21 protein-coding genes and 1 pseudogene are annotated in these 20,720 nt (G+C 45.2%); 5 read left to right on the top strand and 17 right to left on the bottom strand.

Going from position 1 to position 20,720, the window contains the following annotated elements; translation table 11 throughout:
- Positions 1-24 precede the first annotated feature (24 nt).
- From MST20_RS11915 to MST20_RS11925, 3 genes are all read left to right on the top strand, one after another.
- Entirely contained in the window at positions 25-2,346 is a 2,322-nt protein-coding gene (locus MST20_RS11915; RefSeq protein ID WP_243942359.1) for an ATP-binding protein, read from the top strand.
- A gap of 86 nt (positions 2,347-2,432) precedes the next feature.
- On the top strand, positions 2,433-3,071 hold the full coding sequence (gene comA / locus MST20_RS11920) for a two-component system response regulator ComA (RefSeq protein ID WP_003184849.1): 639 nt from the start codon (positions 2,433-2,435) through the stop codon (positions 3,069-3,071).
- Between the two features lie 16 nt (positions 3,072-3,087).
- On the top strand, positions 3,088-3,477 hold the full coding sequence (locus MST20_RS11925) for a hotdog fold thioesterase (protein WP_009329508.1): 390 nt from the start codon (positions 3,088-3,090) through the stop codon (positions 3,475-3,477).
- Between the two features lie 32 nt (positions 3,478-3,509).
- Here MST20_RS11925 and mnhG read toward each other — a convergent pair whose 3' ends face one another.
- The 7 genes from mnhG to MST20_RS11960 are packed head-to-tail and all read right to left on the bottom strand — an operon-like array spanning position 3,510 to position 9,276.
- Positions 3,510-3,884 carry a monovalent cation/H(+) antiporter subunit G gene (mnhG, locus tag MST20_RS11930; RefSeq protein ID WP_165427945.1) on the bottom strand — a complete coding sequence of 125 codons (375 nt, stop codon included), beginning with the start codon at positions 3,882-3,884 and terminating at the stop codon, positions 3,510-3,512.
- On the bottom strand, positions 3,868-4,152 hold the full coding sequence (locus MST20_RS11935; protein WP_003184842.1) for a Na(+)/H(+) antiporter subunit F1: 285 nt from the start codon (positions 4,150-4,152) through the stop codon (positions 3,868-3,870). Before MST20_RS11935 ends, mnhG begins: the two co-directional genes overlap by 17 nt.
- Positions 4,152-4,628, bottom strand: a complete 477-nt coding sequence (locus tag MST20_RS11940; RefSeq protein ID WP_243942361.1) for a Na+/H+ antiporter subunit E — start codon at positions 4,626-4,628, stop codon at positions 4,152-4,154. The genes MST20_RS11935 and MST20_RS11940 overlap by 1 nt, the downstream gene beginning before the upstream one ends.
- A gap of 5 nt (positions 4,629-4,633) precedes the next feature.
- Positions 4,634-6,112: a Na+/H+ antiporter subunit D gene (locus MST20_RS11945; protein ID WP_243942363.1), complete on the bottom strand. Its 1,479-nt coding sequence runs from the start codon at positions 6,110-6,112 to the stop codon at positions 4,634-4,636.
- Positions 6,105-6,446, bottom strand: coding sequence for a Na(+)/H(+) antiporter subunit C (locus tag MST20_RS11950; protein WP_043929148.1), 342 nt, complete (start codon positions 6,444-6,446; stop codon positions 6,105-6,107). The genes MST20_RS11945 and MST20_RS11950 overlap by 8 nt, the downstream gene beginning before the upstream one ends.
- Positions 6,446-6,877 (bottom strand): Na(+)/H(+) antiporter subunit B, encoded by a 432-nt coding sequence (locus MST20_RS11955; protein ID WP_043929147.1) that lies wholly within the window; start codon positions 6,875-6,877, stop codon positions 6,446-6,448. The genes MST20_RS11950 and MST20_RS11955 overlap by 1 nt, the downstream gene beginning before the upstream one ends.
- Positions 6,874-9,276 carry a Na+/H+ antiporter subunit A gene (locus MST20_RS11960; RefSeq protein WP_243942365.1) on the bottom strand — a complete coding sequence of 801 codons (2,403 nt, stop codon included), beginning with the start codon at positions 9,274-9,276 and terminating at the stop codon, positions 6,874-6,876. The genes MST20_RS11955 and MST20_RS11960 overlap by 4 nt, the downstream gene beginning before the upstream one ends.
- Before the next feature lie 244 nt (positions 9,277-9,520).
- Here MST20_RS11960 and MST20_RS11965 point away from each other — a divergent pair, with 244 nt between their 5' ends.
- Complete coding sequence (locus tag MST20_RS11965; RefSeq protein ID WP_043929145.1) at positions 9,521-9,754, top strand: hypothetical protein; 234 nt, start codon at positions 9,521-9,523, stop codon at positions 9,752-9,754.
- 59 nt (positions 9,755-9,813) lie between these two features.
- Here the strand turns inward: MST20_RS11965 and MST20_RS11970 are convergent, their stop codons facing one another.
- The 7 genes and pseudogenes from MST20_RS11970 to malK all read right to left on the bottom strand — a co-directional run bounded on the left by MST20_RS11970 (position 9,814) and on the right by malK (position 16,335).
- The gene (locus tag MST20_RS11970; RefSeq protein ID WP_243942367.1) at positions 9,814-11,157 is read right to left on the bottom strand and encodes a 2-hydroxycarboxylate transporter family protein; all 1,344 of its coding nucleotides are present in this window, start codon (positions 11,155-11,157) and stop codon (positions 9,814-9,816) included.
- Between the two features lie 476 nt (positions 11,158-11,633).
- Positions 11,634-12,425, bottom strand: a complete 792-nt coding sequence (locus MST20_RS11975) for a phosphatidylserine decarboxylase (protein WP_243942369.1) — start codon at positions 12,423-12,425, stop codon at positions 11,634-11,636.
- A gap of 42 nt (positions 12,426-12,467) precedes the next feature.
- Complete coding sequence (locus MST20_RS11980; RefSeq protein ID WP_075751269.1) at positions 12,468-12,950, bottom strand: DedA family protein; 483 nt, start codon at positions 12,948-12,950, stop codon at positions 12,468-12,470.
- A gap of 6 nt (positions 12,951-12,956) precedes the next feature.
- Positions 12,957-13,493, bottom strand: a complete 537-nt coding sequence (gene pssA, locus MST20_RS11985; protein WP_243942371.1) for a CDP-diacylglycerol--serine O-phosphatidyltransferase — start codon at positions 13,491-13,493, stop codon at positions 12,957-12,959.
- 233 nt (positions 13,494-13,726) lie between these two features.
- Positions 13,727-13,996: pseudogene (locus tag MST20_RS11990) on the bottom strand (ABC transporter permease); the annotation flags it as partial.
- 37 nt (positions 13,997-14,033) lie between these two features.
- Complete coding sequence (locus MST20_RS11995) at positions 14,034-14,741, bottom strand: response regulator (RefSeq protein WP_243942373.1); 708 nt, start codon at positions 14,739-14,741, stop codon at positions 14,034-14,036.
- A complete protein-coding gene (malK, locus tag MST20_RS12000; RefSeq protein ID WP_243942375.1) occupies positions 14,734-16,335 on the bottom strand; it encodes a malate sensor histidine kinase MalK in 1,602 nt (533 codons plus the stop codon). The genes MST20_RS11995 and malK overlap by 8 nt, the downstream gene beginning before the upstream one ends.
- A 185-nt stretch (positions 16,336-16,520) precedes the next feature.
- Here malK and MST20_RS12005 point away from each other — a divergent pair, with 185 nt between their 5' ends.
- On the top strand, positions 16,521-17,078 hold the full coding sequence (locus MST20_RS12005; protein ID WP_243942377.1) for a YufK family protein: 558 nt from the start codon (positions 16,521-16,523) through the stop codon (positions 17,076-17,078).
- 50 nt (positions 17,079-17,128) lie between these two features.
- On the opposite strand, the gene MST20_RS12010 is transcribed toward MST20_RS12005, so the two are convergent.
- The 3 genes from MST20_RS12010 to MST20_RS12020 form a co-directional block, all read right to left on the bottom strand.
- Positions 17,129-17,542: a thiol-disulfide oxidoreductase DCC family protein gene (locus tag MST20_RS12010; protein ID WP_243942380.1), complete on the bottom strand. Its 414-nt coding sequence runs from the start codon at positions 17,540-17,542 to the stop codon at positions 17,129-17,131.
- Positions 17,543-17,556: 14 nt separating this feature from the next.
- Positions 17,557-19,392: a transglycosylase domain-containing protein gene (locus MST20_RS12015; RefSeq protein WP_279600024.1), complete on the bottom strand. Its 1,836-nt coding sequence runs from the start codon at positions 19,390-19,392 to the stop codon at positions 17,557-17,559.
- Between the two features lie 132 nt (positions 19,393-19,524).
- On the bottom strand, positions 19,525-20,703 hold the full coding sequence (locus tag MST20_RS12020) for an MFS transporter (protein WP_243942580.1): 1,179 nt from the start codon (positions 20,701-20,703) through the stop codon (positions 19,525-19,527).
- Between the last annotated feature and the right edge of the window lie 17 nt (positions 20,704-20,720).

Below are 20,720 nucleotides of genomic sequence, written 5' to 3' on the forward strand. Positions count from 1 at the left end.
ATCTATTATAAGGATGTAAAATTAATGCGTGTTAATTATAATAAACTATCTTTAATTATTATTTTGCTAAGCCTCTCCTTGGTTCCTTATATTATCTATGTAAATCTGCATTCTAGTTACCTTGGAATGACAATGCAATTTAATGAAAAAAACGAATATCAAGTATTCGAGATTGAAAAAGGGTCACTGGCTCAATCCCTAGGATTTAAAAAAGGGGATGTTATTCTAGAGATAAATGGTAAAAGTGTAGAAAAATTAAGGGCTGATGATGGGAAATTAGCTGATGAATTAAGTGATGTTAAATCGATGATCGTTGAAAGAGATGGAGAGATAGGGTTTGTAGAGACCGGATATGAATTGGTGAGTTATGAAAGTCTATTTCTATTTATTATTCCAATGATGTTTTATCTCCTTTCTCTTTTTTGTGTTTATTTCATAATAAAATCAAACAAAAGATTAAATTCGGCTTCAGCTTTTATTTTAATTGTTTTTCTGCTTGTTACATCAACAGCTTATTCTTGTTCTGTGGGATCTGCAAAGGGAGATAGTTTAAGTATCTATATAACAATGGTAACTTTTCAATTCGTTCCTGTTTTGTATCTCCACTATATTTATCAATATTTCAAGGAAAAAGGAAAAGAGTTTTTCAATAATAAAATATTTCTTTTCCTATACCCTGTAGGTTTATTGAATTTGCTATTGGAAATTTTCAGTGATAATTTGCAGATTTCTTATAGTTCCATTAAGCTCTTTAACCTGGTATCTTTCTTGGTTGTTACCATTATAGCCTTTGCTCTTATCATTTATGGTGTAATAAAAAATAAAGCTTCAGAGCAAGCCTATTTTTTAAGGATACTCGTTATCACAAATTTTGTTGCGTTTATTCCGTTCTTAATTTTCTATGTCATTCCATATGTATTTATCGGTGATTATATATTCCCGGCAATGTTTGTTGTACCCTTTTTGTTGATTATTCCTTTCTCATTAGTTTATCAATTTATTGCTACCAAAATATATGACATTGAATTCTTATTGGGACGTTTTAAATACTATGGATTGTTAGCCATTTTACCAAGCTTGACAGCTGTAGGTGTATTTACTTTAACACAAGAATTAAGTAATAGTCTAAATACAGTTAAAAACACTATATTTATCTATTTTATTATGCTAGGTGTTTTTTATCTCAAGGAAATTCTTGATTTTCGTTTCCGTTTAAAAAGGTTTTCTGAAAAATTTAATTACCAAGATAGTGTATTTAAGTTTACCCAACTTATACGGAGCTCGACATCGCTAGCGCAAGTGCTAAGGGAATTGTCTCAAACGATTCTTGATGTTTTACCTGTCAGCCAGGCTTATGTACTGGAGTTAAAGAGTGATGGAACCGTAGGGTTACTTGAAAATAATGCAAACGATCAAGTTTGGAAGCCTTATGAAAAAGAAGCTTTTGGGGCTATCACCGACATCGGCAAAATCGTCGAAGTCGACCGCGGATTTTTGATTAAGATCGGTGAACGGGGCGGGACGTCTTATGTCATGCTGTGTTTGTCGGTTTTAAATACGCCTAGGCTGACGCGCGATGAGATTTCGTGGCTTGAGACGCTGGCGTTTTATACGAGTGTTTCCCTGGAAAACGTCTTGAAAATCGGCGAGCTGATGGAGCATCTGGAACATGTGAAAAAAGAAGGGCCGAATCCGGCGTGGCTGAATAAATTGATGTTTGCGATCGAAGAGAAGCAGAGATCCGATTTGGCCCGTGATCTTCATGATTCTGTGCTGCAGGACATGATTTCCTTGAAGCATCAAAGCGAGATGTTTGTGGCTGATTTTGAAAAAGATAAAGTCTGTACGAATCAAATCAGGCAAAGGCTCATCAATATGAATGAGCAAATGTCCACCGTCATCCAGACGACAAGGGAAACGTGTCAGGAGCTGAGGCCGCAGCTGTTGTACGATCTCGGACTGGTCAAGGCCCTTTCGAAACTGGCGGCGCAGCATCAGGAGTCCTCATCGATCGATAAGATCCGCCTCAATACGGAAAGATTCTCAAAGGTGCTCGATCTGGACACGCAGCTGAACTTGTACAGAATTGTGCAGGAGCTTTTAAGCAATGCGGTTAAACACTCGAAAGCTCATGAGGTTTTGATTATGCTTGTCTGCATAAAAGAAAAAGTTGTTCTTCATTATGAAGATGACGGCATCGGTTTTGATCCGGACAAGCTTTATCAAAACAGCGCAAGCATGGGGCTGTCGGGCATTCGCGAGCGCGTCCGCGCGCTGAACGGCAGTTTGGATATACAGACAGCAGAAGGGAAAGGCTTCAGGGTCGCCATTGAAATGGAATTGTAATGTTTAGTTAACATTTTTGCTTGGCATCCGCCAAGTTTTTTCTATAAAATGGTGATAGGGCAAGGTTACGCAAAAGGGAGGAAATTATGAGAAGATTACTTGTGATCGATGATCATCCGGCTGTCATGGAGGGGACGAAGGCAATTCTTGAAACGAACCAGGACTTTGTTGTCGATTGCCTCAGCCCTGAAGCCAGCGAACAATTTCTCAAGAAGCATGATTTTTCTGCGTATGACCTGATCTTAATGGATTTAAATTTGGGTGAAATCAACGGCATGGACCTATCTAAGAAAATCCTTGAGACGTGTTCATCATGCAAAATTATCGTTTACACAGGCTATGAAGTCGAAGATTATTTTGAAGAGGCGATTCGTTCCGGCATGCACGGCGCCATCAGCAAAACGGAATCGAAGGAAAAGATTATAGAGTACATATACCAGGTGCTGGATAATAAAATTGTCGTCGATTATGATTATTTCAAGCAGCTGATTACACAGCAAAAATCGAAGTCAAACAGCCAGCAGACCCAGCACGATCTTTTGACTGAAAGGGAATGCCTGATCTTAAAAGAAGTCGAAAAAGGCTATACAAATCAGGAAATTGCTGATGCGCTTCATTTAAGCAAGCGGTCGATCGAATACAGTCTGACTTCCGTATTCAGCAAACTGAATGTAGGATCACGGACAGAGGCTGTTTTAATCGCGAAATCTGAAGGCGTACTTTGATGAAGGGACGATTGTGATGGAAACGAAACATACACTTCTTGAAGCGTTGGGAATCGAGTTGAAGGAATGCAGCAAAGAGCGCTGTGTTGCCGTCATGCCTGTCGATGAAAGAACGCGTCAGCCTTTCGGCTATCTGCATGGAGGTGCGTCCGTTGCGCTTGCTGAAACGGTGGCGAGCATCGGGGCATATCAGCATATCGATCCAAAAGAGCAGGCATGCTTCGGGCTTGAGATCAACGCCAACCATATTAAATCGGTGAAAGACGGAACGGTTAAAGCAGTCGCAACGCCTCTGCATGTAGGCAAATCAACAATGGTGTTTCAAATTGAAATACGCGATGAGCAAGACAGCCTGATTTGTACGTCCAGGTGTACGATGGCGGTCATCAGCCGTCCTTCATCGTAAAAAAAACTCGCCTTTTAGGGCGAGTTTTCTTTTTATAAATAGGAATCGTCCTTCTTTTTAATCAGAAAATTTCTGTAGCCTTCATAATCGTCCTGTACGCTTTTCTTTTCCATTTTAACGCCGGTATTATAGGCGGCCCTTGCGATCAGGTGGGCGCCTACAGGAGACGTCAGAAATACAAAGACGATACCGAGCAGCACTTTGGCCGTAATGAAGCCGTGCAGAAACCAGAAGTAAAAGAATACGCCGAGCAGTACGCTGATGATCCCCAATGTCGCTCCTTTAGAAGCGGCGTGGATTCTTGAGTATACGTCAGGCAGTCTCAGCGTTCCAAAAGAAGCGGCTAACGATATCAGTGCGCCAAGAAGGATCAAAACGGCGATAAGCAATTTAGCGGCTTCGATCATTTTCGATAATCTCTCCTTTCTCAAGGAATTTAGAAAATGCGACGGTGCCGATAAAGGCGAGAATACCGATCAAGAGGATGACTTCCAAATATGCTGTCGTATTTAACAGGATGGACACGAGAGCCGTAATTCCGATCAGGTTGATGCCGATCGCATCAAGCGCCACCACTCTGTCCGGGATGCTCGGCCCTTTAATGACCCTCAGGACATACAGAAAAGTGGAGACAGCCAAAATGCCGAGTGACAATTGCAAAATAAATTCAAACATCAGCGGCTTACCTCCTTAATCGCCTCTTCAAACGAAATGCGGATATCACTGATGGCTTTCTCGGCATCATCGATATCGACCGCATGAATATAAAGAATCGAACGGTCATCGGAGATATCGACGACCAATGTGCCCGGTGTCAGCGTAATCAGGTTCGCCAATGTCGTGATTTCCCAGTCCGCTTTAAGGTCTGTCTTGAAGGCGAATATGCCGGGCTTATTTTTTAACCTTGGGGATAGGATCGTCTTTAATACGCTGACGTTTGCGAGAACGAGCTCTTTAATAAAAATAAACAGCAGTTTAATGATCGCCCAAATGTTAATCAAGTAAAAGCGGCGGCGGAAAAAACGCCTCATCAGAAAGAGCGAGAATAATCCGATCACATAACCGATGACAAACCCGGCAGCGGTGTAGTCATTGTTCAGAAACATCCAGCACAACGCAAGAATAAAGTTCAACAATATTTGTAATGCCATGCGATCTACTCCTTCAAAACGGCTTCAATATATTTTTCGGGGTTGACGAGCGTATCAGCCGCCTGATGGAAATACGGTGCGATAAGCTCGGTTCCGAGTCCGATGGCAAGCGACAGAAAGAGCAGTACCGCTGCCGGATACATATAGCCTTTTAGCGGTCTTTTGGCCGGTGCATCTTCCTGTTCATCACCCCAGAAGCCGTTGATAAATATTTTCATGACGGAATACAAGACGAGCAGGCTGGATAAAAGCATCAGCAGCGTAATCACGAATTCACCGCTTAGAAAGCCGCCCTCTGCAATTTTCAGCTTGCCGATGAATCCGCTGAAAGGAGGCACCCCTGCCAATGAAACGGCTGAAATCATAAACATCCAGCCGAGCACCGGGTGGTTTTTGATCAGGCCGCTTATTTTTTTCAGGTTGTTTGTCCCTGTCAGGGCAAACAGCGCTCCGCCAAGCATAAACAGCGCTCCTTTAATGATCATGTCATGAATCAGATAGTAGACAGATCCTTCGATCGAAGCCGGCGTATTGGCGGCGATACCGAACAAGATCACACCGACCGCCGTCACAATATTGTAGATAATGATTTTTTGAACATCCCAGTAGGCGATCGAGCCGATGACACCGAAGATGATCGTAAGAGCCGCAAGCCAGACCATTAATTGATGAGTAAAAGCCGCGTCTTGGGTGAAAATTAATGTAAACACCCTTGTGATCGCGTACAGGCCGACTTTGGTCAGAAGTGCGCCAAACAGTGCGGACACAGCGGCAGGCGGCGCATAATAAGAACCAGGCATCCAGAAATACAGCGGGAAAATCCCGCCTTTTAAACCGAAGACGATCAAAAATAAAACAGCGATGACCGTGATCAGTCCGGTTTGGCCCGATTCACTGATCCGAACGCTCAAATCCGCCATGTTTAATGTGCCCGTCACCGCATATAAATAAGCGACTCCGATGACAAAGAGGGCGGAAGAGATAATGTTAAAGACGATGTACTTCAGAGATTCCCGCAGCTGGATCTTCGTGCCGCCAATGACGATCAGGACATACGAAGCCATCAGGAGAACCTCAAAGAATACAAACAGGTTAAACAAGTCCCCGGTCAAGAATGCGCCGCTCACTCCGGCAAGCAGAAACTGGACCGCGGGATAATAAAAGAAACGCTCGCGTTTTTCGCCGATGGAGCGAAACGAATAAAGAACCGTCAGAAATCCGATAATGGCTGTCGTTAACGCCAGAAGGCTGGCGAATTGATCAGCGACAAGACTGATCCCGAACGGCGGCTTCCACCCGCCGAGATACAAGGTCTGGATTCCGTCCGTATAGACGGTCTGCACAAGAACAGCGGCCGCAACGATCGCCGCAATGGAAGATATGGCGCTGAATGCACGCATCAGCACGATCGACTTGTTCATAAAGATGAGCAGAACTGCGGCCATTAAAGGAATCAGTATTGGCAGAATTACAAGATTATTCATGTTGATCATTTCCCCTCATTTGATCCATATCATCCATTTTCAGCTCTTGGTAGGCGCGGAAAGCCATGACCAGGAGAAACGAGGTGACCCCGAAAGCAATGACGATCGCCGTTAAAATCAACGCCTGAGGGAGAGGGTCGACATAGGATGACGACTCTTCATTTAAAATGGGGGGCGCTCCTTTTTTTAACCCTCCCATTGTCAGCAAAAGCAGGTGAACGCCATGGCTGAGAACGGCAGTTCCGATAATCACCCTCAGAAGGCTTTTTGAAAGCAAGAGATATGTCGCCGCCATAAACAAAATTCCTACAATAAAAGACATTAAAATCTCCATTATTCTCTCTCCCCAATCGTCTGAATAATGGTCATGGTCACGCCGACCACTACGAGATAAACCCCGATATCAAACAATACCGCGGTGGCAAGCTCTGTTTTCCCCAAGAGCGGAAGGTTAAAGTAATCAAACGCGTGGGAAAGAAACTGAGCGCCGAATAAAAATGAGCCGATTCCGGTGGAAACTGAAATGAATAAGCCGATGGCCGCCACATAGATAAAGTTGACGGGCAAAATGTTCTGCACCGTTTTTAAATCATAGGCAAGCAGCAGAAGGACGAGCGAAGACGCCGTCATCAATCCGCCGATAAAACCGCCGCCCGGATTATTATGGCCGGCAAAAAACAGATGGAAAGAAAAGAGCAGAATGATAAAGGATGCAATCTTTGTAACGGTTTGCAGGATCACATCATTCGTCTGAACCTTTTTCAATGCTCTTCCCCTCCTTTCCCCAATCTGAGCCTGATCATGCCGTATATTCCTAAAGCGGCAATGACAAGTACGGTAATTTCAAACAATGTATCAAATCCCCTGAAGTCGACCAATATCACGTTGACGATATTGTGGCCGCCTGCAAGTTTATAGCTGTTTTCAATAAAATACGATGCGATGCTTTCAAGCGAGCGCTGGCTGTTTGCAGAAAGTGCGAGCAGCGTCACAACAGTTCCGACTCCGACCGAGACAAGCGCATTTGTGACCCTGAACTTAGCCGACTTCGGCTTGAATCTGAGCTTCGGCAAATGATAGAAGCAAAGCAGGAACAATGCGACTGAAATCGTTTCGATGATCAGCTGCGTCAGCGCGAGATCCGGCGCTCTGAAAATGACGAAGAACAGCGCGAGTGTGTAGCCGATGACGCCGAGCCCGATAATCGCCGTCAGTCTTGATCTTGCGAAAACGGTGGTGAATGTTGCGGCAATCATGACGGCTGACAGCACAAGCTCATAGATGCCGATTGAAGCATTCCCTTTCACATCGTAGGAAAAGCCTCCGGTAACAGCGAGCGATCCGCCGATGATCACGATAAAGAAGACAAAAACATAGATTAGATAATCGCGGAGAAACCCGGTCATATACGTTCTTGTAATCTTGTTGGAGCCTTTTTCAAGCCCTGACAGCGAGCTGTCGTACAGTTTGTTGAGCGTCAGTTTTTCCGGGAAGAGGCCGTAGACCTTCCGCCATTTTGACAAGGTCAAATAGGCGAGAACCCCGAGCGCAACGACGCCGATTGTCATATAGAGCTCAGGTGAAAAGCCGTGCCACATGTAAATATGAACCTTGAATTTTTCGTCCCCGTCCAAAAGGGTCGGCATAATCGCCGATGCAGCCGGTTCAATGATGCTGTATGACAGAATGTTCGGGAAAAAGAAAAAAATCACCACGAGAGAGACAAGGACAATCGGCGAAATCAGCATGCCGATTGGAGCCTCATGCGCTTGTTTTTCAAGCTTTTCGGGCTGATATTTCCCCCCGAACGTTTTAAACAGCAGAACCATGCAGTAAATGAACGTAAACACGCTTCCGATCCAAGCCAGAACAGGAAGCAGAAAACTCCATGTATCGGCGTTATACAAATTAAAATTCGTAATCCTGAGCATGCTGGTGAAAAACATTTCCTTGCTCAAAAAGCCGTTGAACGGCGGCAGACCAGCCATTGAAAACGCGCCGATCAGCGTAATCGTAAACGTAATCGGCATGATCGTCATCAGACCGCCGAGCTTGCGGATATCCCTCGTGCCCGTTTCATGATCGATGATTCCGACCGCCATGAACAGGCTGCCTTTGAATGTCGCATGGTTGATCAGGTGAAAAACGGCTGCGATTACTGCAACCATATAGTATTCAAAATTTTGATAATGCAGAGCTGCGGCTCCGACGCCGAGCATCGACATGATCATTCCGAGCTGGCTGACCGTAGAAAAGGCAAGTATCGATTTCAGATCAGTCTGCTTGACGGCGTTGAACGAACCCCAGAAAAGCGTGACAATCCCCGTGAGGGACACGATCCAAAACCATTCCCCGGAAAAAGCGAACACAGGGGTGAATCTTGCAACGATATAGATCCCCGCTTTTACCATCGTGGCCGAGTGCAGGTAAGCACTTACAGGCGTTGGTGCTTCCATCGCGTCCGGAAGCCAGATGTAAAAAGGGAACTGCGCCGATTTAGTGAATGCTCCGATTAAAATCAGCACGAGAGCCGGAATGAAAAAGCCGTGCCCTGAAATTAAATCAACTTGGTTGATCATTTCTCTGATCGAGAATGAACCCGTAATTGTGTAAAGAAGAATGAAGCCTCCAAGCATGGAAAGACCGCCGAAAATGGTGATAAGCATCGATTTTGTCGCGCCGTATCTTGATTTTTCCCGCTTGTACCAATAGCCGATGAGCAAAAAAGACGATATGCTGGTCAATTCCCAAAATAAATAAAGTACAATGACGTTATCAACGAGAACAACGCCGAGCATTGCCCCCATGAACATGAGCAGATAAACGTAAAACGGTCCGAGCTGCTCTCTTTCTTTAGATAGATAATAGATGCTGTAAAGGACAACCAAAGACCCTATCCCTGTAATCAGAAGGGCGAATAGCAATCCGAGTCCGTCAACGTATGCGGTAAAGTTAATGCCAAAGGACGGAATCCATTCCAGTACAGCCTTTAATGTTCCGCCATCCGCCGTCATGTTGATCATGCGGAAAAAATAAATAAATAATAGAACAGGAAGAATCAGGACAAACCAGCCTGTATGAATCTTTCTGACGTTTTTCGCCAATAGCGGAATCAAAAAGGCGAGTGCAAAAGGCGATAAAATTGCAATATGTAAAGCCGTCATATGAACCTCCCTTAAGGTAGCATGTATAAATACATTCTGTTCCATACTAAAATTTTCAAACGTTATGTACTTTTTTAGAACTGGTGACCTAGACAAATTATAACTCAAATTTTAATCGGCTGCATGATCTCATGTTAACTGCGGTTTATGCGGTCTTATGAACCTGAAAACAATTTTAACAAAAAATGCGCCATTTGTATAATGGAAAGTTTTTTTGAACAAGATGAATTTGAGGTGATGAAAGATGAGAAGGAAAGCTTTTGTCAGCTTAAGTTTATTTTGTTCGCTTTTTGCGGGAGCGTTTATGATCAACAGGGAAATGACGCGTGAACAGACTCCGGGGATAGGAACGGACGAAGGCCCTCAATACCGCGGGGATTACACGCCGCTCCAGACGGGAGCGGAAGATCAGTCCTTAACGGGAAAAGAAAGAGCTCCCTTTAAACCGAGAGAATATATCAGAGTTGAGAAACGCTGAAAACAAAAAAGGAATCCGATCGCATAGATCAGACTCCTTTTTGTTTTTTTATGCGGCCCTTACGAGGTGAAGAACCTTAGTAAAACGGTCGCCATAATGACGGTTGCTGCCCCGCCGAGACGCGTTGAGATTTGCGCAAACGGCATCAGCCCCATCCGGCCTGAAGCCGAAAGAATGGCCACGTCCCCCGTACCGCCGAGACCGCTGTGACAGCCAGTGACAATCGCTGATTCAACAGGGTACATGTTCATTAATTTGCCGACAAAGTAGCCTGATGTCACCATGGCAATGACGACTGAAGCGCAGACGGCGATGAAGCGCAGGGAAATAACGGACGCCACATCATCAAGCGGGATGTAAAGAATCCCGAGCCCGACCATCAGCGGCCAAGTGAAGCTTGATGACATGAATTTGTAAAGCTGGTGTGCGCCTTTTTCCATGCTTGCAGGCAGAAGCTTTGCATATTTTACGGCAGCCGCCGCGATGATCATCAGAATCGCTCCCGGAATCGCGATGAATTTGGAGACCAAACCGCCGAAAATGAAGAAGGAACATGCGATTAAAACGCCGGCACCCATTAATTTTAAATCGATTTTCGGCTCCTCTTCTTTTTGGTTGAAAATTTCATCGTCTTTTTTCGATTTGACGAGCCTGCCGTTACCGTTCAGTTCAGGACGCTTTTCGCCAAGCTTTTTCATCAGTCCGGCTGAGATGATGGCAACGACGTTTCCGATAATAGCGGCCGGAATGAGCTGTGAAACGAATACATCGGTGGATTGTCCCAAAATTTGCGAGTAAGCGAGTGACAGCGGCAGGATTCCTTCGCCGATGCCTCCGGCAATAATCGGTACAATAATAAAGAAGAAAGCTTCATAAGGGCTGTAGCCAAACAACAGACCGACGAGAATACCGGCGGCAACCGCTGCGACCGTCCCGGCCAACAACGGAACGAACATTCTCATAAAACCTTGAATCAGAACCGTGCGATGCATCCCTAAAATACTTCCTGCTACTAAACATGCAATGTAGAAATACAGAAAATTTGACGTTTTCATCAAAGTCGTAACCGCTTCCATAGATGCAGGGTTAAGCACTTTGAAAAAGACTAAAAACGAAGGAACAAACAGTGAAAGAATGGCAGGTCCGCCGATATCTTTTAAAATCGGAATGCGCTGTCCGACATCCCCGAGAAAAATACCGAGAATCATAATGACCGCGAAACCGCCAAGCATGTCATTCGGCAATTCATTAAAGTAAGCTGCCAGAAAAATAATCAGCGCAAGCGCAATGTATAGCGGAAACGGAATCACGCCGATTTTCCAATTGATCAACTTTTGGAAAAAATTTTTATTTTCTTTATGACCGTGATTTGTAATCGGTTTCAAATCTTTTGCTGCTTCCATCAAAAACACCCCCATGTTTGTATGTGTTCAATTGTAGAAGAAAAGTGTCAATTCTGTGCGTTTTTTAAATTAAAATAATCGATAGATAATTAAATTAAAACGAAAGAGAGCGGAAAAAGAGGAGAAATCTGCTTGATTTTGATCAATTTATAGGTCTTTTAGTTTATTAGGAAGCTGTATCCAGGTGAAAAAAGGGAATTCCTTGTCCGGGGAGAAAGCTTTTTTAAAGCAGCAATTAAAAAAACCCCGAAGCTGTTTTCGGGGGTTTCAGCGTGTCGACAAACCCTCGCATTCGTTGTCAGGCCTGCGCGTCGGTGCTCACGAATTCCAACATTCGCTCCGCTCCGATGCTCGGCCTTCCTAGACTGCAAGGGTTTTCAATCACGCTGAAAGGATGACAAAATCCCAAAACTAAGAGCTGTTTTGGGATTTTGTCAACAATCTGAAACCCCCGAAGCTGTTTTCGGGGGTTTGCATTATGATTTTCTTTTGGCGAGAGATCCTAACGCCTCTCCCATTTTCACTTGAAGAGAGGGGTGAAGGCGCTCATCAGGAATAAAGGTATCCTTTTCAAACAGCAGAATAACGGTCGAACCGAAAGAGAAATATGCGATTTCGTCGCCTTGGCGCCATTCTTTTGACTCCTGAAGCATTACGATCGAGTTAATATACATCGCTCCGACCTTCACAAGCAGGGCGGACCCATATTGGTGCTTAAATTCGGAAATCATCCGGTAGTTTTTTGTCAGCGGCGATTTCCCGTAGGTCAAACCGATTTGATTCACGGGGTAAGACGTGCTTCCCAGCGAATATTGCGTTTCAAGTGTACCGTCAGCCGGGCTGTGAATTCTGTGGTAGTCCCTCGGGCTTAAATAGATAATGATATAGGTTCCGCCGATATAGCGGTTCACGATCTCGGATCGTCCAATCATTTCTTCTACGGAATAGAGCTTTTGTTTGACGGTAAATTGCTTGTCACGGGTGATGGCGCCCATTTCTTCGATGACTCCGTCCACAGGGCTGACCAGGCTGTTTGGATCAGCGGGAAGGGGGCGTGCACCGCTCTTTAATTTTCTGATGAACAGCTCGTGCAGGCTGTTAAAAGAGCGGACATCTTCCAGCATCTCTTCTGTATTGATATGAAAGGTTTTGATATAGGAGGGGATGAGAGGTTTGCTGAGCTTTGACTGAGCAAACTTTTTCAGCATCCGGGACACGCCCTTTTTATTCGTCAACTCGATCAAAAACCGGTAAAGCCGCTTTTTCAAGCTGTTCACTCCTTTACTGATCACGCGGGATGCAAGCGGTATTTAAATCACGCCGATTGTGTATCCGATCGTAATAAAAACGAGACACCAAATAAAAGCCCCTGATCCGGCATAAATCAGGAACCTTTTCATGTCCATCTCGTTCATGCCGGACAGATAGCATGTCACATGGCGGATTCCGGGAACAAAGTAGCCGAAAAGAATCGTCCACGGGCCGTATTTTTCAAACCAGCGGTGCACGGTGTCCAGTCTTTTCGGCGTCAGACCGATCCATTTCCCGAACTTATCGAGCAGCGGTTTACCGATTTTCTTCCCTAGAAAGTAACTGATGAGCATCCCTGATACCGCACCTGAAAAACTGATCAAAAGAGACATCTCATAGTTTAATAGATGAATAGAAGACAGATAACCGACAAATGTCATCATGACTTCATCGGGTATCGGCAGGCCTACAATTCCGAGAACAAGCATCCCGAATATCGCAAAATACCCGTATTGGGAAATCAATTCTTTTGCCAACTCCATGAAAAACTAGCTCACTTTCTTCAATAGTTTTTTCCCCTTCAAGCTGATGACTTTGATTTTGCTGACCATGAGAAAGGACAGGAACAGCATAATCAAAATGTACGGCTTTTTGCCAAGGATCTCTGATAAAAGGTTTAAGCAAACCAGAATTGTTCCGGCTGCGGTGATCGGAAGGCCTGTAAAATAATCCTGGTTCTCTGATTGAATATTAAATCGCGCCAGCCGAAGCGCTCCGCAAACAGGGAATAACAATGTCGAAGGAAGGCCTAAGATCGGAGCATCATAAAAAACGATTGAATAGGTGATGATGGCCGGGGCGACTCCGAAAGTGATAATATCAGACAAAGAATCCAATTCTTTTCCAAACGGGCTGACGGCATTTAATTTGCGCGCGGCCATGCCGTCAAGGCTGTCCAAGATAGCGCCGATCAAAACAAATATAATGGCTAAGAATAAATACCCTCTGAATGCAAGCAATATTGAAGAGATGCCCGAAACAAAGTTTCCAATCGTAATTAAACAAGGTATGACTGATTTATTCAATGTTTTCGCATCCTTTAAATAAAAACGTTTTATATAGAAATTAAACAATATTAAATTGTATACGATTTGCTTCCTGTCTGCAATAAAATTCCTGAAATGATTGATAACCAGACTTTTTCATCATACCATAAAAGTGGTAAAGACACTGGCGGCGTCAAAAAAATTTATATTTTGTTAAGGTAACAAAAAAAGAATAAGAGAGCAAACCGCTCTCTTATTCTATCGTTCGGTTGTCGTTTTCCTTTAATATAAGGGATGCCGTTTGCCTCTGCCGATAAATCCGGTCAGCGCGGGAATGATCAAACGCAAGGCGCACGCTTGATATTTCTTTAAAGAAGGGAAGCGTGGACCCGATGCTGTTTATAGCTTTGAGTGAAGCCGAAGAACAGAGCGGATTCGATCGGGTTCCATTTTCCGAACCTAAGCGCAGCGAGCGCGATAAATCCTGGTCCGGTAACGGCGGCATGCGGGAAGTCAAGCGTGACCGTCACAAAAAACCGCCCGCTGTCTTTAGGAAGCAGCGGGCGGGGAGGGGACATGTTATAGATATTGGTTAATCACGTTCAAGTCATTTGTATTTAATTTATATTGGAAAACCGGTCTGCCGATCGTCCCGTAGGCCATTTCTACGTTGAGAACTTCGATTTCCTCCAGAAACTTTAAGTATTTGCGGATTGAAACTTGAGAGATTTCCGTGTGATTGGCCAGATCTTCCGTTGTGAACGTCAAGCTGTCAAACGATCTGATGCTTGTCCAAATGAGATTCAGCGTGCTTTTGGTCAGCCCTTTTGGCAAATGCATCTTTTCGGGCGCGCGTTTTTTTTGAAAAAGTTCGAAATCCAGCTCTTTTTGGCTGATATTCCGGTTGCTTGCATAAAGCTGCTGCTTCCGTTTGTAATCGGTGAGGGCGCTTTGAAACCGCTCAAATTCGAACGGCTTAATTAAGTAATCGACAGCCCCGAACCGCAGCGTTTTTTGAACAACATCCATTTCACTGGCCGCTGAGATGACAATCACGTCGACAGCTTGATTCTGACGTCTGATCTCAGTGAGCAGCTCGACGCCGTTCCTGCCCGGCATATAAATATCGAGCAGGATCAGATCGATGTGCTCTTCCCGGAGGAAGGTGAGAGCCTCTTGAAAAGAAGCGGCAATTCCCTTCAGCTGAAATCCCTCTACCTGGCCGAGGTAACGTTTATTCAGCTCTCTTACCATCGGGTCATCTTCAACAATTAATACATCAATCATGGTCATCCTCCTTTGGTTCATACGGAATGCGGAGACTGAATGTCGTTCCTTCATTCTTTTCGCTTGTCACGATGATATGTCCATTTAAATTTTCAAGACTTTGTTCGACGAAATAAAGCCCGAACCCCCGGTTGGAGCCCTTTGTTGAAAAGCCTTGATCAAACATTTTCTGCTGTTCCTCCTTGGATATGCCGACTCCCGTATCCGTGACTTCAATGTCAAGCTGTCCGTCATGGTGGCGGAATGAAATCGAAATATTTTTCTTCTCAGTTGCGGAAACGGCATCAAGGGCATTGTTGAGAAGGTTCCCGATAACGGTGATTAAATCGTGTATCACCGCTGTGTTGGCTGTATCCGGAATCCTCGTGCTGCAATGAACCTCCAGCGAGGCCCCCTGTTCCCGGATATAACTCTGCTTGCCGAGCAAAAAGCCGGCGAGTACCGAGTTTTTAATATGGTTGATAATTTCGCTCGCTTCAGACTGCTGATAGATCGCAATGTCTTTAATATAGTTTCCAAGCTCGTCGTAGTTCTTTAATTGAACGAGACCGAGAATCACGTGGAGCTTGTTCATAAACTCGTGCGACTGCGCCCTGAGCGCGTTTGCGTACATTTTAACACCGGACAGCTGCTCAGCTAAGTGCTTCACTTCGGTTTTGTCGCGGAATGTGGCAATCGCTCCGACGATGTTTCCCTTTTTTAAGTGGATCGGAACTTCATTAAAGACAAGTTCAAGCCCGTTGATTCTAACGTCGCGGTCCAGAACGGGCTTCTGGGTATCGATCACTTGTTTCAGGCGGTTGTTTGGCAAGATATCTGTGACATCCCGGTTAATCGGATTCTCTTCAATCCCCATTTTATGAAACAGGCGCTTCGCTTCCGCGTTGGCGAGCTTGATTTTTCCTGTTCGGTCAACGGCGAGTATCCCTTCTTTTGTCGACTCAAGCATTGCGCTTCGTTCATTCAAAAGCGTTGCAATTTCATACGGTTCCATACCGAACATAATCGTTTTTACTTTCCTCGCCACGATAACAGCTCCGATGATTCCGGCGAAGATGCTGAGGATGATCACCGTATATAAAGGGCGGAGATTTTGCTGGGTGATCTGCTCAATCTCGTTAAGGGTGATCCCGACCGCTACCGCTCCGATCTGGGTGCCCGTTTTATTATAGATGGGAACAAAAGCCCTCAATGATTCACCGAGCGTGCCTTTTGCCGTACTAATGTGGCGGCGGCCCTTCAGCACTTCTTTTTCGTCCCCGCCGGCAAATTTCTTTCCGATTTTATTCGGATCCGGGTGGGTTTTACGGATGCTGTTCATATCCATAACCACGACGAATTCGGTCTCGGTGATTTTTTGAACGCGGGCGGTGTATTTTCGGAGCTCATCGTATTCGCCGCTTTCCAGCGATTGCGCCGTAATCGGAGCCTCGGAGACCATCTCCGCCGTCTGCAGGGCAATCTGCTGTTCCTGCTCCCGAATGTTCCTTGCGGTCTCGGACCCGACCATAAAAAACGCGATCAATAAAGAAATCAAAACGACGACGCAGACAAATATCGTTAATCGTGTCTGCAGTTTTAATGTTTTTTTCAACGGCGATTCCTCGCGATCTATTGATTAGTCAACACATAATACTTTACAAGTAAATGGCGAATTTGTGAAGAATCCTGCACCTTTCTGCCGCAACAGCAGGAATTAAAAATATGGAAAATATTCTTGTCAACAGGTCATAAGTCGTACATAATGAATGAGGAACATATCAGAAAGGGACTTTTTTTATGAAAAATACGTATGTAACAGGCTTTTTTCCTTTTATCGCAATTCTTCTTTTCAGTTCATCTCTTGCGATTTCTTCCGTTATCTATGCCATGGGGATGCTGTCTTCTCTCGGCATTTACAAAGGAATGCTCGAATTTTTCTCTGAGAGCGGCATCCGGATGGCTTTGTTTGCTGTGTTTACGCTGATTTTTTTCATGGTATTTTCCGCTTTGAAGCTGATTGCCAATACAGTGACAGAGCTCGCCCTCTTATTTTTCGCCAAAGATCCTGAAGGAGCGAACCTGAGGAAAATCAGGATCGGTTCTGCCGTGTATCTGGGAGCAAGCCTTTTATCCTTTATTTTTGTCCAATATGCCGCTGGAATTGCAGCGCTTTTTTTACTCGCAACACTCGTATATTTAATTTTTATCGTTTATGCGATCCACAGCACGCTTTCATTTATGTCATTAATCGGCTTTATTATGTTTGAGCTGCTGTTTTGGTTTACGTTTTTAATCGGCACGGTGTATATCGTCATCAAGCTGTATAACAGCGTCATGGCGAGCCTGCCCGTTTGAGCCATGCAAAAAACCGGAGCGCGGACATTTGTCCGGCGGCTCCGGTTTTTTTATGACAAAAATCGTTTTCTGATCTCAGGACCGGGAAGGGTGCACTCGCTTTTTTGCCCAAACCATTTGTAACGGTTTTTCGCAATCACGCTGTAGACGGCGTCCCGGAGCGGTCTGGGAATGATCAAGAGGGCGGAAGCGGCCCGCCAAAGACCGGGAAGGCTTTTCACCACGTGCAAGGCCGCCGTTGATTTCTGATATACCCGTCCGTTTTCGATCAAAATAAAGCTGTCAAAATGATCGGAGGGGAGCTGATATTGCTTGAGCAGCTTCCCTCCGGCGTCAGATTGCAGGGAAGCGAATGAGAATAAGCCTTCAGGATCATGTTTGATAATGAATTGAACGGCTCCGTCGCAAAAGTTGCACACGCCGTCAAACAGAACGATTCGCTCAGGCATATCCGCCACTTTCATCCACCCCTTTTTATTTAAGATGCGTATGCAAGCGTTCCTCTCCAGATTAAAAGCTGAGGTCCCGCGTGATGCAGGTACTCGACATTGCCTTTTGCCTCTTTTCCGACCCATACACTCATTGTGTACGTATCCGTCAATCCGACAAACCAAAGGTCTCTGTATCCGTTGGATGTTCCGGTTTTGCCTCCTACATATCCGCCGCTGAAATTCGCTTTTTTCCCGGTTCCTTCTTTGACAACCGCTGATAAGAGCTCGCGCATTTGATTGTTTGTCCGCGTGCTGAATACTTGCTGCGGTTTGTCTTTCCATTTGTAAAGCGTTTTGCCTTTTAAGTCCGTCACCTTTGTGATGGCATGGCTGGACGTGTAGCTGCCGTTATTGCCGAAGGTCGTATAGGCATCGGCCATCTCCAGCGGTGAGAAGCCCCATGTGAATCCGCCCAGTGCAGCAGGAAGACGGTAGTCGTTTTGAACGATTTTATCAAATCCGAACGGTTTTAAATAGCTGAATCCTTTTTGCACGCCGACCCGGTTCAGCATTCGTACGGCCGGTGTATTATACGAATTTTTGAAGGCTGTCTTGATCGACACGGTTCCGTATGTTCTTTCGTTGAAATTGTTTGGACAGTATTCCTTGCTGCAAAATTTGCTTGCGTCAATCATGCTGCCTGCCGTTGCCCCCGTTTCTTCAATGTACGGCCCGTAGTCAAGGAGCGGTTTAATCGATGACCCCGGCTGCCTGTAAGCTTGGAATGCCAGGTTATAATCGTATTTCTTATAGTTTTTCCCGCCGGACATGGCGACGATTTGATGGGTTTGGTGGTTGATCACCACCGCTCCGCCTTGCACGCCTTCATAAGGAAGGCGATTCTTTACTTGCTGGACGACCCGGTTTTGCATCCCGGTATCGAGCGCCGTATAAATTTTGATTCCGCTGGTCGTGAGGGAGCTGATGCGGTTAGACAGCTCTTTTTCGATTTTTTTCTTTTCTTCTTTTGTTTTTGCCTTTTTCAGCCGTTCGTCAAACCCTTCCGAAGCAGACACCAATTTGGTGAATTCCTCGTTGACATAAGTCGTATAGTCGGGATAAGCGTCTTTCTTTTCTTTCACATTAAGCGTAATTTTTTGCTTTACGGCTTTGCTGTAGTCTTTTTCCGTGATCACGCCCGCTTTTTTCAGCCCTTCAAGCAGCCGCTTTTGGCGGGTTTTTGTGTAGTCAAAATGTTTCAAAGGATCATATAATGTAGGGTTATTAGGGATCGCGCAAATAAACGCCGTTTCGGCAAGGTTAAGAGATTTCAAAGGCTTGCTGAAATAGAAAGAAGACGCGGATCCAATTCCGTAGACCCCATGATTAAAATAGATCGTGTTTAAATATTTCTCGAAAATTTCTTCTTTTGAAAGCTTTTTTTCCAGCTGATAGGAATACAAGAGCTCTGTGAACTTGCGGTCGAAGGTTCGTTCATGGTTCAAATACAAGTTTCTCGAAAGCTGCTGTGTAATCGTGCTGGCCCCCTGATCAATGCCGCCTTTTTTGACATTGGCTGCGGCGGCCCGGGCCATCCCGATAAAATCAAAGCCTTTATGCTGAAAGAAATGACGATCCTCTGAAGTCAGAAACAGCTGCTTCACATGCTCAGGGATATTTTTATAGGGGACAAATACCCGGTTTTGGTGATCTGAAACGATTTCGGAAATCAGGGCGCCGTCCCTGTCATACATGTAGCTGTTTTGTACAAGGCCGATATCTTTTATATTGATCTTCTCATCGAGCACCTGATCGAGAGGCTTCATAACTTGAGCTTCCCGGCCGGAGGCCATTAAGGTAAAGACAAATATAGGAATTAACATCAACAGAACAATCCATCCAAAAAATGAACGCAACTTTGTCACTCTCTTTTCGCTAAATTCTAGCCATATCGTACCATTCTTTTTCGATATCGAGAAGGATAATTTGATAGATTGGCAGTTTTTTATCCGATTTCAGCTTGCTTTTGCCTCTGATTTTTTTTGCTGGGACCTTTGGAACATCAGAAGGCATGCTCCGCCGAAAAAGAGGACGGCAGTTGCGTAAAAAGCGGAAGAAATACCGAAAAAGCTGGAAAGAACGCCGCCGAGCACCGGACCGATGACATTGCCCAAAAATCTGAAACTAACATTATAGCCAAGCACTTCCCCTTGAATAGGCCCCGGAGATTCAACTCGGATTAATGCGGTGATGCAGGGAATCATCCCGCCAAGCGCGATTCCGAACAGAAAGCGGAAGAACACAAGCATTTCATACTGAGATGTAAGTCCTTGCGGAATAACGCAAACCGCGGCAGCCAGCGCGAGAATCATCAATATTTTTCCGTGGCCGAACCGGTCGCCTAAGGCGCCCCATTTTCTCGCGGCGAGAAGGCTTCCAAGGCCTGTTGCAGAAAAAGCCAGCCCTGAGAAAAATGCGAGATTGTCAGTTCCGTGCAGCTCGCTGACATATAAGGCGAGCAGCGGCTGAACACTGAAGTTTCCCACTTGAATGACAGCGGTGAGGATCATCGCCGTAATCAGCGGGCGCTGGTGCAGAATCGTCTGCAGCACCTGCTTTCTCGTGTACCCGGCGGAGGCATCGCGCTTCGGCTTCAAAGGACGTTCACGCACTCCGGCAAACACGAGGAAAACGGCGCTGTAAATGGCAAATGCCGTAATGAAAAACGTATATGTAAAACCGACGCGATCGGCGAGCAGACCGCCGAGCAAGGGGCCGAATAACCCTCCTGAGACCGTGCCCATCTGCAGCGTGCCGAGCACTTTGCCAGCCGTTTTTTTCGGCGTCTGAGCCGATATCATGGCAAGGGAAGTGGGAATGAACCCGGTGACGAGCCCCATCGCCATTCTTAAAAAAAACAGTTCGTATACGGAAGAAACAAGGGACATGAGAAGAATGCAAGTGCCGATGCCGGTGCCCGTGATCAAGAGGATTTTTTTATAACCGTGTTTATCGCCGAACCTTCCCCAAAAAGGAGAAATCAAAAAGGCCATCAAAAATGTGACGCCGAAAACGTATCCGCTCCATTTTGCCGTAAATCCGTCAGAATAGTTGCCGAGCGTTTCAATATAGAGGGAAAGAAACGGCAGAACCATTGTGGAACTTGCGGCCACGAAAAAATTCGCGAACCACATGATCACAAGGTTTTTCT

It is taken from the genome of Bacillus sp. B19-2 (assembly GCF_022832475.1).
Taxonomy (GTDB): Bacteria; Bacillota; Bacilli; order Bacillales; family Bacillaceae; genus Bacillus; species Bacillus paralicheniformis.